The organism is Cytobacillus gottheilii, from assembly GCF_018582665.1.
Lineage (GTDB): Bacteria > Bacillota > Bacilli > Bacillales > Cytobacillaceae > Cytobacillus > Cytobacillus gottheilii.
This window is the reverse complement of record NZ_CP071709.1, coordinates 4491560-4508110: the sequence shown is the minus strand read 5'-3', so window position 1 is coordinate 4508110 and position 16551 is coordinate 4491560. Positions and strand designations below refer to the sequence as shown.

Genomic DNA, 16551 nt, shown 5'->3' with positions numbered 1-16551 from the left:
ATGGAAAAGGAATTTGAATTAAACGATATAGTAGAAATGAAAAAACAGCATCCATGTGGAACAAATCGCTGGAAAATCATTCGCATGGGCGCTGATATCCGCATTAAATGTGAAGGCTGCGGTCATAGTGTCATGATCCCAAGAAGAGAATTTGCCCGTAAACTGAAGAAAATCCTATCAGAATAATACAAACGAGCTAGAGGATGTGTTTTTCTAAGATTCCAGCTTCAGCGCCTAGCCCCTCGAGGTCATAAGCCAATCTGTCCAGAAGGTAAAGATCAACCTTCTAGCCATCTTGTCTTATGCTTGTCGGGGCTGACCAAGGCGCTTGCGCTTTTCGGATTACCTCTCTATAATTGTGGGAGGTTAATTGATTAGGAATGGAATTGTTTTTGAGTATAGATTATGAAGATTAGAGGAGTGACCTTTGAATGGCTTTAACAGCTGGGATTGTCGGTTTGCCGAATGTCGGTAAATCTACTTTATTTAATGCAATTACACAGGCAGGAGCAGAGTCTGCCAACTACCCGTTTTGTACGATTGATCCGAATGTCGGTATTGTTGAAGTGCCTGACCACCGTTTAACAAAGCTAACGGAACTTGTTCAGCCAAAGAAGACTGTGCCAACTGCTTTTGAATTTACGGATATTGCTGGAATTGTAAAAGGTGCGAGCAAAGGGGAAGGCTTAGGAAATAAGTTCTTGTCTCATATTCGTGAAGTAGATGCAATTTGCCAGGTTGTCAGATGTTTCGCTGATGACAATATTACACACGTTGCAGGGAAAGTGGATCCGATTGATGATATTGAGACGATTAACTTAGAACTAATCTTAGCAGACCTTGAATCAGTTGAAAAGCGAATTGGCCGTGTCGGCAAATTAGCAAAACAGAAGGATAAGGAAGCTGTTTTTGAATTAGAAGTACTAGAAATGCTTAAAGAAGCATTTGAGTCGGACAAGCCTGCACGTACAGTTGAATTTACAGAAGAACAAATGAAAATTGCTAAAAGCATGCATTTGCTGACAATTAAGCCAGTCCTTTATGTAGCAAATGTATCTGAAGATGATGTTGCAGATCCTTCTAGCAACGAGTATGTTCAGCAAGTAAGAGAATTTGCAGCAAAAGATAACGCAGAAGTGATTGTGATCTGTGCAAAAATTGAATCTGAGATTGCAGAGCTTGAGGGTGAGGAAAAAGAAATGTTCCTTCAAGAGCTTGGAATCGAAGAATCTGGTCTTGATCAGCTGATTCGTGCTGCCTACCATTTATTAGGTCTAGCTACTTATTTTACAGCTGGTGTTCAAGAAGTAAGAGCATGGACGTTCCGCAAAGGCATGAAAGCTCCACAATGTGCTGGTGTTATTCACAGTGATTTTGAAAAAGGATTTATTCGTGCAGAAACTGTTGCATATGAGGACCTGTTAGATGCAGGAACAATGACAGCAGCGAAAGAAGCGGGCAAGGTTCGTTTAGAAGGAAAAGAATATATCGTAAAAGATGGAGATGTCATGCATTTCCGTTTCAATGTATAAGAAGCAGGCTGCCAGTCATTTGGCAGTCTTTCTTTTTTGTCCATTTTCAAGCTGAGCTGCCGGCAATAAAAATTTTATGAAAATACTAAATTTATAGAAAATAATTCCTGCCTTTGATATGATTAGATAAAAAAAGAAATTCGGGGGAGGAGTTATGGAGATTACTAGAGCTTTTCTAAAACAGGTGCTGCTCTATTTTCTTATTATTTGTGCGCTTGTTTTAATTGTTTTGTTTCCGCGGAATTTAACAGTGGCAACCGTTAGCGGAACCGCTGAAATGATGCTGGAATACCAATTTTCATGGTCTGAATACAAAAATAATCTAACTCACTATTTTGAAACGGTTTGGAATGATAAAAGTTTAGGTGATACAAGACATGAAAGGGTAACAGTTGAAGATGAATTGCTGAGATATGTGCCCGCAAGCCTGAAGATTATTTTTCCCGCTTTTTTTCTCAGTGTCTTTCTAGGGATATTTAAAGGGATTTTTGATTACCGCCGCAAGGGAACAAAGCTCAGTGTGTTTGGAAATGGATTAACCTGGATGCTGCAGTCGATTCCAGATTTTTTTATTGCCGTTTGTATGATCTGGGGAGTCACCATGTTTGTTCCTGACCTAAAGCTTCTAAGTCAAAATACTTCTTATAGTTTTCTGCTGCCGACGATTTTAGTAGCCATCTATCCAATGATGTACATTGCTAGAATTACTTCAACCTCGCTTTTAAATGAAGACGGTCAATATTACATACAGGTGGCTCGCTCTAAAGGATTTACGCAAAAAAAGGTTGTATATCGCATATTCTTCCAAACGCTTTAAAGCCAGTGTTAGCACATATGACCTCCATCATGGTTCATTTGATGACCAGCCTTCTAATAGTGGAGTATTTACTGGGGTATGAAGGCATGTCTTACCGGTTGTTTACTGCTCTCGGATATACCAATACAAATGAGGGACTTAGTATTGGGTTATTTGAACATGGAGTGATTATTGGCATTGGACTCATTATTATGCTGCTTGTAATGCTGGCACAGCTGACCAGTTTTATCATTAAAAGAAGTATGCGGATTGTATAGGAGGCTGATCAAAATGAAGCAAAACTATTATCTAATCATCGGATTCCTTATGGCTGCTGTTCTTGCACTTATTACATTTGCTGGTCCGCATCTTCCTTTTATTGATAAGGATTTGGGAGGAGAAAGGATTTTATTTCCTTCCTCAGGTGAGATTAAGGTTGCTCCCTTTCCGCCATCAGATGAGTTTATTTTAGGATCTGATCGTGAAGGAAGAGATATGCTGAGCTTGCTGGTAGTAGGAGCGAAGGATACCTTTTTGCTTATATTCCTCATTGTCATTCTTCGTTATGCAATCGCTCTTCCGCTCGGTTTACTGGGGGCGAAGGATAAAGGTTTTTTTGCATGGCTTGTCCGCGGCTGGAGTCAGCTTTTTTCAAGTCTGCCGGTCGTTATAACAGTAGCACTTATACTATGCCTGCCTCCGCTCTTGTTTCACGAATCGCGCTTTTTCATTGCCATAGCAGTTATTGCTCTTGTTGATGTTGGCCGTGTGGCTTTTATTATTCAAAAGCAGGCACATGAGCTTTCAAAGAAACCATTTGTTGAGGCAGGAGTTACGATTGGAAATAACCCTTTAAAAATGCTTTATCATTATTATTTCCCGAACCTTTTGCCGGAAGTGATTGTGAATTTCTTTAGTGAAGCGGCTCGTGTGGCAATGCTCATTGGGCAATTAGCTGTTTTAAGTGTTTTTATAAGCCAAGGTTTTGTGCAAACAGGCTATGGCAGTTTTTCTGTTGAAAATTTAAGTCATGATTGGGCGACGCTTATTAAGGATGCAAGAGCCGATTTTGTGACGGCCATATGGATTCCCTTCTACCCGATGCTGGCGATTGTTGTCGCTGCCTTAACATTTAATATACTTGGTGAAGGATTCCGAAAGCATTTTAACAGGCATATGCCGTCATAGGTTGGATATTTGCAGTTATGAATAAGCTCGTTGCATTAAGAAGCTGAATGTGGTATAATTTCAACTTGTGAGTAATGAATAATTGCTCCTTGCCCTATATGGGCCGCTTAGACCAAAAGGAGGTGCAAATGTGATGAGAAAGTACGAAATCATGTACATCATCCGCCCAAACATTGAAGATGAGGCTAAGAAAGCGCTTGTTGAGCGTTTCGACTCAATCTTAACTGACAATGGTGCGGAAGTAATCGAATCAAAAGATTGGGGTAAACGCCGTCTTGCATACGAAATCAATGATTTCCGCGATGGATACTACCAATTATTGACTGTTAATGCTGAAACACCAGCAGTTGATGAGTTCACTCGTCTTGCTAAAATCAGCGAAGACATCATTCGTCAAATCGTTGTTAGAGATGAAAAGTAATAGATAAATTATATTTTGCTGAAGGGAGTTGATTCTGATGATGAACCGAGTTGTTCTTGTCGGACGGTTGACAAAGGATCCGGACTTACGCTATACGCCGAATGGTGTTCCAGTTGCCACGTTTACTCTTGCAGTGAATCGTGCTTTTACGAATCAGCAAGGTGAGCGGGAAGCAGACTTTATCAATTGCGTTGTCTGGAGAAAGCCAGCTGAAAATGTAGCGAATTTCCTTAAAAAAGGAAGTTTAGCTGGAGTAGATGGGCGTATTCAGACGCGTAACTTTGAAGGCCAGGATGGAAAACGTGTTTATATCACAGAAGTTCAGGCAGAAAGTGTGCAGTTTCTTGAGCCCAAAAATAGCTCAGGCGGCGGTGGCGGCAGATCCGAGCAATATGGCGGCGGATATGGCAACAGCCCAAGGGAACAGCAGGATTTCCCATTTGGAAATCAGAATCAACGTCAGCAGGATAATCGAAATAATAACCAAGGTTATACTCGTGTGGATCAGGATCCATTCGCAAATGACGGTCAAATCGATATTTCGGATGATGATCTTCCATTCTAATATAACCTTACATGCAGTAAAACTTATTCAGCAAGGAGGGAAATGAACATGGCTGGAGGACGCAGAGGCGGACGCGCGAAGCGCCGTAAGGTTTGCTATTTCACAGCAAACGGAATCACTCACATCGATTACAAAGATGTGGATCTTCTTAAAAAATTCATCTCTGAGCGCGGTAAAATTTTACCACGTCGTGTAACTGGCACGAACGCTAAATACCAACGTAAATTAACGATTGCTATCAAGCGTTCACGTCAAATGGCATTATTGCCATTCGTTGCAGGAGAATAATTGTATGTCAAAGCAGTGTGGAGACTCGATCTCTATGCTGCTTTTTTATTTTTATATCTATTTCACATTAGGTGATTCTTTATGTATGGGTCATTGTATGATAGTCCCTTCAATAGTATTCATAAAAATTCTAATTTTCAAAATAATATATAGTAGAATTTTGTCGAATGTGGTACTATTGTCGTACAAATGATTGAGTAAGGGGCGATCGCATGCTGAAGTCTATTAAAGTGAAATTAGTCATCTTGTTTGTTTTCCTCCTCTTTGCAATATTGGCAGCTGTTGGTTTCGCTGTAAATGAACAGACTAAAAATAAAATTGAAGAGGATGTTGTCATTCAGACTGAAGGAATCGTCTCGCAGATGAACAATACGCTGCAGCTTTTTATGGAAAGATACGCAACAAGCTTACAGCACATTGCATCTTCTCAAGAAGTTCTGAATTATATTCAAGCCTCAAACGCTGAAGAAGAATACAATACAGCTGGGCTTGAAAAGATTTTGGCTGACTATAATGAGATTAATAGTGAAGTAACTTCTATTTATGCTGCAGCCGCAGAAAGCAAAAACCTTAATATTATGCCAATAGTGGAACTTCCTGCTGATTTTGATCCAACGACTCGTGAATGGTATCAAAAGGCAGTGGCTTCATCTGATGAAGTTGTTTGGAGTGAGCCTTATGAAGATGTTGCGACAAATGAGATTGTGGTCACAGCAGCTTATGCTATTAAGGAAAATGCCAGTACAGTAGGAGTGATGGGGCTTGATTTTAAATTAACTCAGCTGACAGAAATGATTAACAACATTGAAATTAGTCATGAAGGATATCCATTCATCCTCTCTGAGGCGGGTACGCCAATTGTATATCCTAAAAGTGATCAAGAAAATATAGAAAACCTTCCTTTTATCCAAGAAATGTATAATCGTGAAGGAAAACAAGGCACTATTCATTATGTGTATGAAAATGAGAATCGTATGCTCATGTTTGATACTGTTCCAGGGACAAATTGGAAGATTGGTACTTCTTATTCTGAAGATGATTTAATGGCTAGCGCTAAATCTATTCAATTTAATATTATTTTAGTATCTGCAATTGCTCTTATCTTTGCCCTCATGATCATTTATTTTGTGGCTGACCGAATGACAAAGCCGATCCTCCACTTGAAAAAAGCCGTAAGTGAAGTGGCAAATGGAGATTTGCGAGTAAAAGCAGCTATTGTTTCAAAAGATGAAATTGGAATGTTAGCTGGTCAATTTAATGACATGGTGGATAATATGCGGTCATTACTTACGGTGGTAGAAAGTTCTGTTAATGATGTGAAGCTGTCGGCTGAAAGTTTAAGCGCCGTTTCAGAGGAAACAAATGCATCCAGTGAACAAGTGGCGGCTGCGATTAATGAAATTGCTAATGGAGCTGCGCAGGCTGCAGAGGATGGCGAGCACGCCAATCAAATGTCTTCAAGATTGAGTACTCAAATCAATGATATTACATCACAGACCATGGAGATGACGAAGCTGGCAGAGCAGGCGGATACAGTGAATTCTGCAGGGATTAACCAGATGACTGAATTGAAAAATTCCTTTGCGACATCAAAAGAGTTTATGGGAGCTACAGAGAATGTCATTCATGAACTCGAGAGCAAAATAAAGATGATTGAGAATGTAATGACGACCATTACAGATATAAGCTCACAAACAAACTTACTCGCACTGAATGCAAGCATAGAGGCAGCTCGGGCAGGGGAACATGGAAAAGGCTTTGCTGTTGTTGCTGATGAAGTCAGAAAGCTTGCTGAGCAGTCTGTAAAAGCAACAGATGAAGTGAAGCAAACAATCATGGACATTCAGCAGGGATCCCTCCTAGCTGTTGATTCCATGAATAGAACAAAAGATAACTTTTATCAGCAGTCGAACGCTGTGCAAGAAACAGAAGGCAGCTTCCGGGAGATTTCTGAACTTGTGAATAAAATGAAGGAATCGATTTTTTATATTCATCGTGAAGTGGATCAAGTTTCCAGTAGTAAGGAAGATGTTTTGAATAGTATTCATAATATGGCGGCAATGGCACAGCAATCAGCAGCTTCCTGTGAACAGGTAAGTGCTTCTACTGATGAACAAGTGCTTGCACTCCAATCTGTTTCAAAATCTGCTGAACAATTGACAGAACTCAGTAATGATCTGCAAATTGCTGTCAATAAGTTTGAACTGCATGATTCATAAAGATAATACAAAAGGAACACCTTAGATCATAAGGTGTTCCTTTTGTTCAGTTATACAATATAGCCTGTTCACCCTTGGACAAATCTTGTATTAGGTCGGTATGGTTGAATGCGAGCATAAATGTAGCTACAATAGTCCTTATGGAATAGCTGTCTGATGAGGTGAAATAATTGAAAAATGTACATAAGCTAACAGAGGGTGCCGTATTTTTGGCGATCTTCGCCGTTTTATTAATGATTACCATTTATGTGCCGGTAATTGGAGCCGTTGTCAATTTTGTGCTGCCGGTGCCGTTTATGATGATTGCCGCAAAGCACGCCAGAAAGGACGCTCTTTTGTTCTTCGTAGCTGCAGTCCTAATCTCCTTTATAACAGGAACCATATTTGCTGTGCCTGTCACGCTTTTATTTGGTTTAACAGGACTTGTGATTGGGGATTTTCTTAGAGAGAAGAAAAGTCGTTTAGAAACGTATATTGCTGGTTCATTGGCATTCCTGCTGGCTACGCTGGGGGTATATGCGGTTTCTGTTCTCGTAATGGATATCAATTTTGTGGAAGAAAGTATATTGGTCATGAAAGAATCGATTGCGATGGCAAAAGATATGATGGCTGCAATGGGGCAAGGAGGAGACGAGCTTTTTGAACAGCTTGATGCAGGAGTTGAAATGATCCAGACATTGATCCCGACTCTTTTAATTATGTCTTCATTTCTAACTGTATTTTTCCTGCAGCTTATTGCCTTGCCGATTATCAAAAGATTCGGTGTAGAAGTCAGCAAATCGAAGCCATTTAGAGAGCTGTCATTTCCGAAAAGCATCTTATGGTACTATTTGCTTTCTATCATTGCTTCATTGCTTCTTCAGCCTGAAGAAGGAAGCTATTGGTTTCTCGCACTAGTAAACTTAACCTATATTCTTCAGATCTTTATGGTCATTCAAGGGTTCTCTCTCATTTTTTATTTTAGTTATAAGAAGGGGCTTCCAAAAGCTTTCCCGATAATAGCGCTCGTACTTTCGTTATTATTGCCGATTCTCCTTTATATTGTGAGATTATTAGGTATAATTGACTTAGGGTTTGGATTAAGACAAAGAGTAGAAAGCAGAGATGTTTAGGAGCTGAAAGAATGCCTTCATATTTAGAAAAGCGGTCCATCCGCTATCCGATTTTCGGATTAATGGGCGTAACAGCGGTGCTTCTTGGGGTATTAGCATATTACAATTGGATCATCGGTCTTATAGCATTACTTATTGCTGTACTTCCTTTTTACTTTCTGTTCAAGCTTAATAATGAACAGATCAAAGAAACAGAGGAATATATTTCAACTCTATCTTATCGGGTAAAAAAAGTTGGGGAAGAAGCATTAATGGAAATGCCTATTGGCATTATGCTCATTAATGATGATTATTTTGTTGAGTGGACCAATCCATTCCTTGCTACTTGTTTTGATGAAGATACGCTTGTGGGCAGGTCGCTTTATGATGTAGCGGATTCACTTGTTTCTATTGTGAAGCAAGAAGTAGAGAGCGAAGTGATTACACTTCATGACCGGAAGTTCCGTGTCATTCATAAGCCAGAGGAACGGCTGCTGTATTTTTTTGATGTAACAGAACAGACAGAAATTGAGAAGATGTATGAGGCGGAAAGAACGGTTATAGCCATCATCTTTTTAGATAATTATGATGATCTTACTCAAGCAATGGATGATCCGACAAGAAGCAGTTTAAACAATCTTGTTACGTCCATTTTGAATCATTGGGCAACGGAAAATGGAGTATTTTTAAAGCGCGTGTCTTCTGAACGTTTCATTGCTGTTTTTAATGAAAACATCCTGCGCCTTTTAGAAAAAGGGAAATTTACGATTTTAGACGAGGTCAGGGAAACGACAGCAAAACAGAATGTGCCGCTTACGCTTAGTATAGGAGTTGGTACAGGCGTCTCAAGCTTGCCTGAACTGGGTACACTGGCACAGTCCAGCTTGGATCTTGCTTTAGGAAGAGGCGGCGATCAGGCAGCAATTAAGCAGCCGAATGGGAAAGTAAAATTCTTCGGAGGGAAAACCAATCCGATTGAAAAAAGAACAAGGGTGCGTGCGAGAGTCATCTCACATGCGTTAAAAGAGCTGATTGCCGAAAGTGATAAGGTAATCATAATGGGGCATAAACGGCCTGATATGGATGCGATCGGCGCGGCTATAGGCATTCAGAAGGTAGCACAAATGAACCAGCGTGAAGGCTATATCGTTATGAATGCTCAAGAAATCGACATGAGTGTGCGCAGGCTGATGGGTGAAATTGAAAAAAATGAAACTTTGTTTTCTAAATTCATTACACCTGAGCAAGCGATGGAAATGGCTACAGATGACACATTATTGGTTGTAGTTGACACGCATAAGCCTTCTTTAGTCATTGAAGAAAAGCTGCTGGCGAAAATCGACCATGTTGTTGTCATTGACCATCACCGCCGAGGAGAAGAGTTCATAGCCAACCCGCTTCTTGTATATATGGAGCCATATGCCTCTTCCACCGCTGAGCTCGTAACAGAACTGCTAGAATATCAGCCAAAAAACAGCAAAATTGAAATGCTTGAAGCGACCGCTTTATTGGCTGGCATCATTGTGGATACGAAGAGCTTTTCACTGCGTACAGGTTCTCGTACCTTTGATGCTGCCTCCTATTTGCGGGCCCTGGGAGCAGATACCGTTCTCGTTCAAAAGTTCTTAAAAGAAGATGTCGATACGTATATTAAACGTGCTAAATTAATTGAGACCGTTTCGTTTTACCGGGATGGCCTTGCCATTGCAAAGGGTGATCCAAACCAGGAATTTGATCAGGTGCTCATAGCCCAGGCAGCAGACACCCTGCTGACAATGGATGGAGTCATTGCTTCCTTCGTCATCTCGTATCGTTCTGATCATATTATTGGGGTCAGCGCTCGTTCGCTTGGCGACGTGAATGTACAAGTTATTATGGAGAACCTAGAGGGCGGCGGCCATCTGACAAACGCAGCTACACAGCTTCAGGATATTTCGATTGATGATGTTGAAATCAAACTAAAAGAAGCAATTGATGATTACTTTGAAGGGAGAAAGAACGAATGAAAGTTATATTTTTAAAAGATGTAAAAGGCAAAGGCAAAAAAGGCGAAGTGAAAAATGTTGCAGATGGTTATGCGCATAACTTCTTAATTAAAAATGGTCTTGCAGTTGAAGCGAACCAATCAGCTGTCAGCACACTAAATGCTCAGAAGAAAAAAGAAGAAAAGGTGGCTGCTGAAGAATTAGAAAGTGCAAAAGAGCTAAAAGAAACGATTGAAAAACTGACTGTTGAATTTTCAACAAAAGCTGGTGAAGGCGGCCGCTTATTCGGTTCAATCACAAGCAAGCAAATTGCAGAAGAACTGCAGAAAAAACATAAAATCAAAATTGATAAGCGTAAAATTGAGCTGAATGACGCTATTCGTTCATTAGGATATACAAAGGTTCCTGTTAAGCTTCATACAGAAGTAACAGCAACTCTAAATGTTCATGTAAAAGAAGCAAACTAATATTGGAAATACAGAAATGAAATAAACATGTTACAATAGATAAGTCCTATTAAATGTGATCGGTTCCGGCTGGTCACATTTTTTAGGACTTAAAATAGTTATTTATGTCCTTTATATATATATTTGTCTAGTTTTAGCGTTTCGTTCGCCATGCAGGGCTGAGCAAGCGCCTTCCGCATTTCAAATTAGGGGGTTTTATTATGAATGAAGCATATGCTGATCGTCTTCCTCCGCAGAATATGGAGGCCGAACAGGCTGTATTAGGAGCCATTTTTTTGGAGCCTTCCTCCCTTACTTTAGCATCTGAAATACTAATTCCAGAAGATTTTTACCGGGCATCACATCAGAAAATATTCAATGTCATGCTGAAGCTGAACGATGCAGGTAAAGCAGTTGACCTCGTCACCGTAACAGAGGAATTGAACGCAGCCAAGCTGCTTGAGGATACAGGCGGTGTCAGTTATTTAAGTGAGCTTGCCGGCTCTGTTCCAACAGCGGCAAACATGGAGTATTATGCAAAAATTGTTGAAGAAAAATCGCTGCTGCGAAGACTGATTCGTACAGCTACTACGATTGCACAAGACGGCTATTCCCGTGAGGATGAAGTTGAATCTTTATTAGGTGAAGCAGAAAAAAGCATTCTTGAAGTGGCACAGCGCAAAAATGCAGGCGCCTTTCATAATATTAAAGATGTTCTTGTCCGTACTTACGATAATATTGAAGTCATGCATAACCGAAAAGGCGATATTACCGGGATCGCCACCGGCTTCGCAGAGCTGGATAAAATGACAGCCGGGTTCCAGCGCAATGACTTAATCATTGTGGGAGCACGTCCTTCCGTTGGTAAAACAGCCTTTGCCTTGAATATCGCTCAGAACGTTGCTGTGAAGACGCAGGAAAATGTAGCGATCTTTAGTCTCGAGATGGGTGCTGAGCAGCTTGTTATGCGTATGCTATGTGCCGAAGGGAATATTGACGCACAGCGCTTAAGAACAGGATCACTTACTGATGATGACTGGGGCAAGCTGACGATGGCGATGGGGAGTTTATCAAATGCAGGTATTTTTATTGATGATACTCCTGGTGTGCGTATTACAGAAATTCGTTCAAAATGCCGCCGCTTAAAGCAGGAACACGGTCTTGGAATGATTCTAATTGATTACCTTCAGCTTATCTTAGGAAGCGGCCGCTCAGGCGAGAACCGCCAGCAGGAAGTTTCTGAAATTTCCCGTTCCCTAAAGGCTTTAGCGCGTGAGCTGCAAGTGCCTGTTATTGCCTTATCACAGCTCTCCCGTGGTGTGGAGCAGCGTCAGGATAAACGGCCAATGATGTCCGATATCCGTGAATCAGGAAGTATTGAGCAGGATGCCGATATTGTTGCCTTCTTATATCGTGATGACTATTATGATAAAGAATCTGAAGACAAAAATATTATCGAAATCATAATCGCTAAACAGCGTAACGGCCCAGTCGGAACCGTTCAGCTCGCGTTCGTGAAAGAGTATAATAAATTCGTAAACTTAGAGAAACGCTATGATGATGCATACGCGCCGCCTGGTGCATAAGGGGATCAGTTCAAAACTGATCCCTTTTTCTTTACTATTTTCATATATTACGAACATATTTTAATATTTTTATAAGAAATGTTCGTGTTTTGTTGACTTTCATCCTTCATTATTGATAAAATTAGTTTGTTTGAAAAGGGATTTAAGTTAACCTCGGAGGTGCATGTTAAATGTCATCAGTAGTAGTAGTTGGAACACAATGGGGAGATGAAGGAAAAGGAAAGATTACAGACTTCCTTTCTGAAAATGCAGAAGTCATCGCCCGTTATCAAGGCGGTAATAATGCCGGACATACAATTAAATTCAACGGTGAAACGTATAAGCTGCACTTAATTCCATCAGGGATTTTTTATAATGATAAAATTTGTGTCATCGGCAATGGAATGGTTGTTGATCCAAAGGCTCTTTTAAAAGAGCTTGCATATTTGCATGAAAAGGGCGTATCAACAGACAACCTTCGCATCAGCAACCGTGCTCATGTTATTCTGCCTTATCACTTAAAGCTGGATGAAGTAGAAGAAGAGCGCAAAGGTGCCAACAAAATCGGAACAACGAAAAAAGGAATTGGCCCAGCATACATGGATAAAGCAGCCCGCGTGGGGATCCGTATTGCGGACTTGCTGGACAAAGAAGTGTTTGAAGAAAAATTGTCTCGTAACCTGGATGAGAAAAATCGTCTTCTTGAGCGCATTTATGAAACAGAAGGCTTCAAGTTAGAAGATATTCTTGATGAGTATTACGAATACGGACAGCAGTTTAAGCATTATGTATGTGATACGTCAGTTGTCTTAAACGACTCATTAGATGATGGACGCCGTGTATTATTTGAAGGTGCACAAGGAGTTATGCTGGATATTGACCAAGGCACATATCCGTTTGTAACATCTTCAAACCCAGTCGCTGGCGGTGTAGCAATTGGATCTGGTGTAGGTCCAACTAAGATTACTCATGTAGTTGGAGTTTCTAAAGCTTATACGACTCGTGTAGGTGACGGTCCTTTCCCAACTGAATTAAATAACGAAATTGGCGATCAAATCCGTGAAGTAGGACGCGAATATGGTACAACAACTGGTCGTGCGCGCCGTGTTGGCTGGTTTGACAGCGTAGTGGTTCGTCATGCGCGCCGTGTGAGCGGAATTACTGATCTTTCTCTTAACTCTATTGACGTATTAACAGGCATTGATACATTAAAAATTTGTACAGCATACAAGTACAAAGGCGAAGTAATTGAAGAATTCCCAGCAAGCCTAAAAGTCCTTTCTGAATGTGAGCCTGTATTTGAAGAGCTTCCAGGCTGGACAGAAGATATCACAGGCTGCAAATCACTTGATGAGCTTCCTGCAAATGCACGCCACTATTTAGAGCGCATTGCATAGCTGACAGGTATTCCATTATCAATCTTCTCTGTTGGCCCTGACCGTTCGCAAACAAACGTAGTCAGAAGCCCTTGGAGACAAAACTAATAACAGATATGTTCGTTAAGGCCAGAGGGATTTTCTCTCTGGTCTTTTTTGTGAGGTATTTGGAGACTTCTGCGGGATGGGATCGTCACTCTGGTTGGAGGTTTGGCGGATATATATCAAAATAACGGCGGAAATATTGTGTTTTATGGCGGATAAATTTCCTGGACGGCGGATATACAGATTTATTTCAGCGCCAGCAGTTTAAAATCCGGTTAAATTAGGGTAATAGGGATTAAAATGCGAGAGAATGAGTTCAAAACAATGCAGAACTGAAGTGGTATCCGTTATTTTTACGAAATATCTTTAAAAAAGTATTTTATCTGTAAAAATAGTACGCTCTTATGATGTAAATACTCTATCTTTTTCCGTAAACAACATAAACTGTGTGGTTAACAAAAAAGTTTTTAAAAAACTATTGTACAATGTGCAATGCTATGATATTATAAAAAGCGTCGCCAATGAGCAATATTCATGAGCCATTAGCTCAGTCGGTAGAGCATCTGACTTTTAATCAGAGGGTCGAAGGTTCGAGTCCTTCATGGCTCACCATCTTCACTAATAAAATGGCCCCTTGGTCAAGCGGTTAAGACACCGCCCTTTCACGGCGGTAACACGGGTTCGAATCCCGTAGGGGTCATCGGCATTTGGCAGCTGAGAGCAGATCGACAAGAGCGGTCAGTCTCTCAGACGCCATATATAATTAAATGGTCCGGTAGTTCAGTTGGTTAGAATGCCTGCCTGTCACGCAGGAGGTCGCGGGTTCGAGTCCCGTCCGGACCGCCATTTACATAATAAATTGAATGGCTCAGTAGCTCAGTCGGTAGAGCAGATTGCTAACACCCTGGAAATACTTCAGCGGCAATCTGTGAAAAAAATCGAAGGTTTTTTTCACAAAGGACTAGCAGATTTACGATTTAGGAATGAAAATTAATTATGGCTCAGTAGCTCAGTCGGTAGAGCAAAGGACTGAAAATCCTTGTGTCGGCGGTTCGATTCCGTCCTGAGCCATCTCAAAAAGCTGTCTTGAAAATAATCAAGGCAGCTTTTTTCTTTTTACAAAGTTCAACTAATGTATTTATTGCAGCCCAGCTGAATAATGCATAAAATCTTCAAATTTATCACGAAATACTATCTAAACCGTCTTTTCGACAAGCCTTTCCGCTTGTTAAAAGTAATAAAATGTCAGTTATTATACAATTTTGTTACATTATCACTTCTATTCTTTATTAAGAAGAATCATATGGTAAAGTATAGGGGTGTGAAATTTTAGTAGATAAATAGAACTATATGTTTGGAGATTTGTTACAGTAGTCTAGGAGGAGTCACAATGTTTAATTGGAAGGAATCCATAACTACATATACAGTACAAACAACAGAGAGAATGATAAAACAGCTAAAACGGGTTTGTATGACTGCTTTAGCCGCAGGAGCAATTACATTGGCTGCGGGTTCTGCTGCATATGCAGATGGAAGTGAGTTAACAACCGTTTATTACGTATACATGGATGATGAATATATTGGAACCGTTTCTGATAAAAACTTAATAGAAGAAAAAGTGAAAAAGCAGCTGGAAAGCTTAGAAAATGAGTATAGAAATTTAGATGCAATTCTGAAGTCACAAGTCTCTTTTGTTCCAGAACAAGTATTTGCTGCTAATGCCAATACCTATGATGAAGAAACAGCAGACAAGATCAAATCGTCTTTAGCGATTAAGGCTGAGGCATCGGCCATTGTGATTGATGGGAAACAAATTGCTTATTTAGCAGATGAGAAGCAAGCGGAAGAAGTACTTAAGCAAATAAAGCTCAGTTATGTATCAGATGCGCTTTTACGAGCAGTAGAAGTAAACAAAGCGTCTAGTGAGCCTTTACCCGCTTTAGAAGTCAATCAAACACGAGTTGTGGATGTTTCTTTTACAGAAAATGTTTCTGTCTCAGCAGAATCCATTACTCCGGATGAATTAATGACCGTAAAAGAAGCGGTCACTTTGCTGAAAAAAGGAACATTAGAAGATAAAAAGTACACAGTAAAGGAAGGGGATGTGCTTGGCAGTATTGCTGGAGCATATGACCTGACGACTAAACAGCTTCTCGAATTAAACCCAGTACTAAAAGAGGATTCGATTTTAGATATTGGTCAGCAATTAAATGTAACGGTGTTAAAGCCTTATGTTGATGTTGTGGTAGAGAAAGAAGCCTTGCGCAAAGAGAAGATTGACTATGAAAAAGAAGTCATTGAGGATTCTTCCATGTTCAAAGGCGACACAAAGGTGAAGCAAGAAGGAAAAGAAGGCTCCAGAAATGTTACATATGCTATAACAGAGCAAAATGGCAAACAAACAGCAAAAGAAGAAGTAAGTGAAGAGATTATTACAAAGCCTGTTAAACATATTGTAGTAAAAGGAACCAAGGTCATCCCATCACGCGGTGACGGCAGCTTTGTATGGCCTGCATCAGGCGGCTATGTATCAAGCAAGCTTGGCTACAGATGGGGTAAGCTGCATAAAGGAATCGACATTGCCAGACCAAGCAATCGCACGATTAAAGCCGCAGACAATGGCATTGTCGTATCAGCTGGCTGGGACGGCGGCTATGGCAATAAAATTATCATTGACCATCAAAATGGCTACCGTACAGTTTATGCACACTTAGATTCAATGAGCGTAAGTTCGGGGCAAACAGTCCAAAAGGGATCCGGCATTGGTGTAATGGGCTCTACAGGACATTCAACAGGTATCCATCTGCACTTTGAGCTATACAAAAACGGCAGTCTTCAAGACCCGCTAAATTACGTTCGCTAAGTTTAACTGAAAAAGTCTCTAGTCATTGGCTGCTAGAGACTTTTTCTATTAAACAGACCAATCCGGTGCACTGAAAATGTGGTAAATTAAGTATGAAAGCGGCTAAAAGATGAATTCAAGCCTCTAAAATGATAAAATTTTATATAGGAAAGCGGAAGAACTCGAGCTCCT

12 protein-coding genes, 4 tRNA genes and 2 pseudogenes are annotated in these 16551 nt (G+C 40.5%); all 18 read left to right on the top strand.

Features of this window, described 5'->3' with window-relative positions; all coding sequences use genetic code 11:
* The 18 genes and pseudogenes from J1899_RS22105 (at position 1) to J1899_RS22015 (ending at position 16380) form a co-directional block, all read left to right on the top strand.
* The gene (locus tag J1899_RS22105) at positions 1 to 186 is read left to right on the top strand and encodes a DUF951 domain-containing protein (RefSeq protein ID WP_066441904.1); all 186 of its coding nucleotides are present in this window, start codon (positions 1 to 3) and stop codon (positions 184 to 186) included.
* A gap of 245 nt (positions 187 to 431) precedes the next feature.
* Positions 432 to 1532 carry a redox-regulated ATPase YchF gene (gene ychF, locus J1899_RS22100; RefSeq protein WP_214476804.1) on the top strand — a complete coding sequence of 367 codons (1101 nt, stop codon included), beginning with the start codon at positions 432 to 434 and terminating at the stop codon, positions 1530 to 1532.
* Between the two features lie 154 nt (positions 1533 to 1686).
* A pseudogene (locus J1899_RS22095) lies at positions 1687 to 2606 on the top strand (ABC transporter permease subunit).
* 13 nt (positions 2607 to 2619) lie between these two features.
* Positions 2620 to 3516 (top strand): ABC transporter permease, encoded by an 897-nt coding sequence (locus tag J1899_RS22085; protein ID WP_214476799.1) that lies wholly within the window; start codon positions 2620 to 2622, stop codon positions 3514 to 3516.
* A 133-nt stretch (positions 3517 to 3649) separates the two neighbouring features.
* Positions 3650 to 3937 (top strand): 30S ribosomal protein S6, encoded by a 288-nt coding sequence (rpsF, locus tag J1899_RS22080; protein ID WP_066441913.1) that lies wholly within the window; start codon positions 3650 to 3652, stop codon positions 3935 to 3937.
* A gap of 37 nt (positions 3938 to 3974) precedes the next feature.
* On the top strand, positions 3975 to 4502 hold the full coding sequence (gene ssb / locus J1899_RS22075; RefSeq protein WP_066441915.1) for a single-stranded DNA-binding protein: 528 nt from the start codon (positions 3975 to 3977) through the stop codon (positions 4500 to 4502).
* A gap of 48 nt (positions 4503 to 4550) precedes the next feature.
* Complete coding sequence (rpsR, locus tag J1899_RS22070; protein ID WP_066188608.1) at positions 4551 to 4790, top strand: 30S ribosomal protein S18; 240 nt, start codon at positions 4551 to 4553, stop codon at positions 4788 to 4790.
* A gap of 212 nt (positions 4791 to 5002) precedes the next feature.
* Positions 5003 to 7009 carry a methyl-accepting chemotaxis protein gene (locus J1899_RS22065; protein WP_214476797.1) on the top strand — a complete coding sequence of 669 codons (2007 nt, stop codon included), beginning with the start codon at positions 5003 to 5005 and terminating at the stop codon, positions 7007 to 7009.
* A 170-nt stretch (positions 7010 to 7179) separates the two neighbouring features.
* Complete coding sequence (locus J1899_RS22060; RefSeq protein WP_214476795.1) at positions 7180 to 8121, top strand: YybS family protein; 942 nt, start codon at positions 7180 to 7182, stop codon at positions 8119 to 8121.
* Positions 8122 to 8132: 11 nt separating this feature from the next.
* On the top strand, positions 8133 to 10106 hold the full coding sequence (locus tag J1899_RS22055; protein ID WP_214476794.1) for a DHH family phosphoesterase: 1974 nt from the start codon (positions 8133 to 8135) through the stop codon (positions 10104 to 10106).
* On the top strand, positions 10103 to 10552 hold the full coding sequence (gene rplI / locus J1899_RS22050) for a 50S ribosomal protein L9 (RefSeq protein ID WP_066441922.1): 450 nt from the start codon (positions 10103 to 10105) through the stop codon (positions 10550 to 10552). Before J1899_RS22055 ends, rplI begins: the two co-directional genes overlap by 4 nt.
* Before the next feature lie 200 nt (positions 10553 to 10752).
* A complete protein-coding gene (gene dnaB, locus J1899_RS22045) occupies positions 10753 to 12117 on the top strand; it encodes a replicative DNA helicase (RefSeq protein WP_066441924.1) in 1365 nt (454 codons plus the stop codon).
* Between the two features lie 170 nt (positions 12118 to 12287).
* A pseudogene (locus J1899_RS22040) lies at positions 12288 to 13580 on the top strand (adenylosuccinate synthase).
* Between the two features lie 473 nt (positions 13581 to 14053).
* A tRNA-Lys gene (locus J1899_RS22035) sits at positions 14054 to 14129 on the top strand.
* Between the two features lie 16 nt (positions 14130 to 14145).
* Positions 14146 to 14217, top strand: a tRNA-Glu gene (locus tag J1899_RS22030).
* Positions 14218 to 14286: 69 nt separating this feature from the next.
* Positions 14287 to 14363: transfer RNA gene (locus J1899_RS22025), tRNA-Asp, on the top strand.
* Between the two features lie 152 nt (positions 14364 to 14515).
* A tRNA-Phe gene (locus J1899_RS22020) sits at positions 14516 to 14588 on the top strand.
* 319 nt (positions 14589 to 14907) lie between these two features.
* Complete coding sequence (locus J1899_RS22015; protein WP_214476791.1) at positions 14908 to 16380, top strand: peptidoglycan DD-metalloendopeptidase family protein; 1473 nt, start codon at positions 14908 to 14910, stop codon at positions 16378 to 16380.
* The last annotated feature ends 171 nt before the right edge of the window (positions 16381 to 16551 follow it).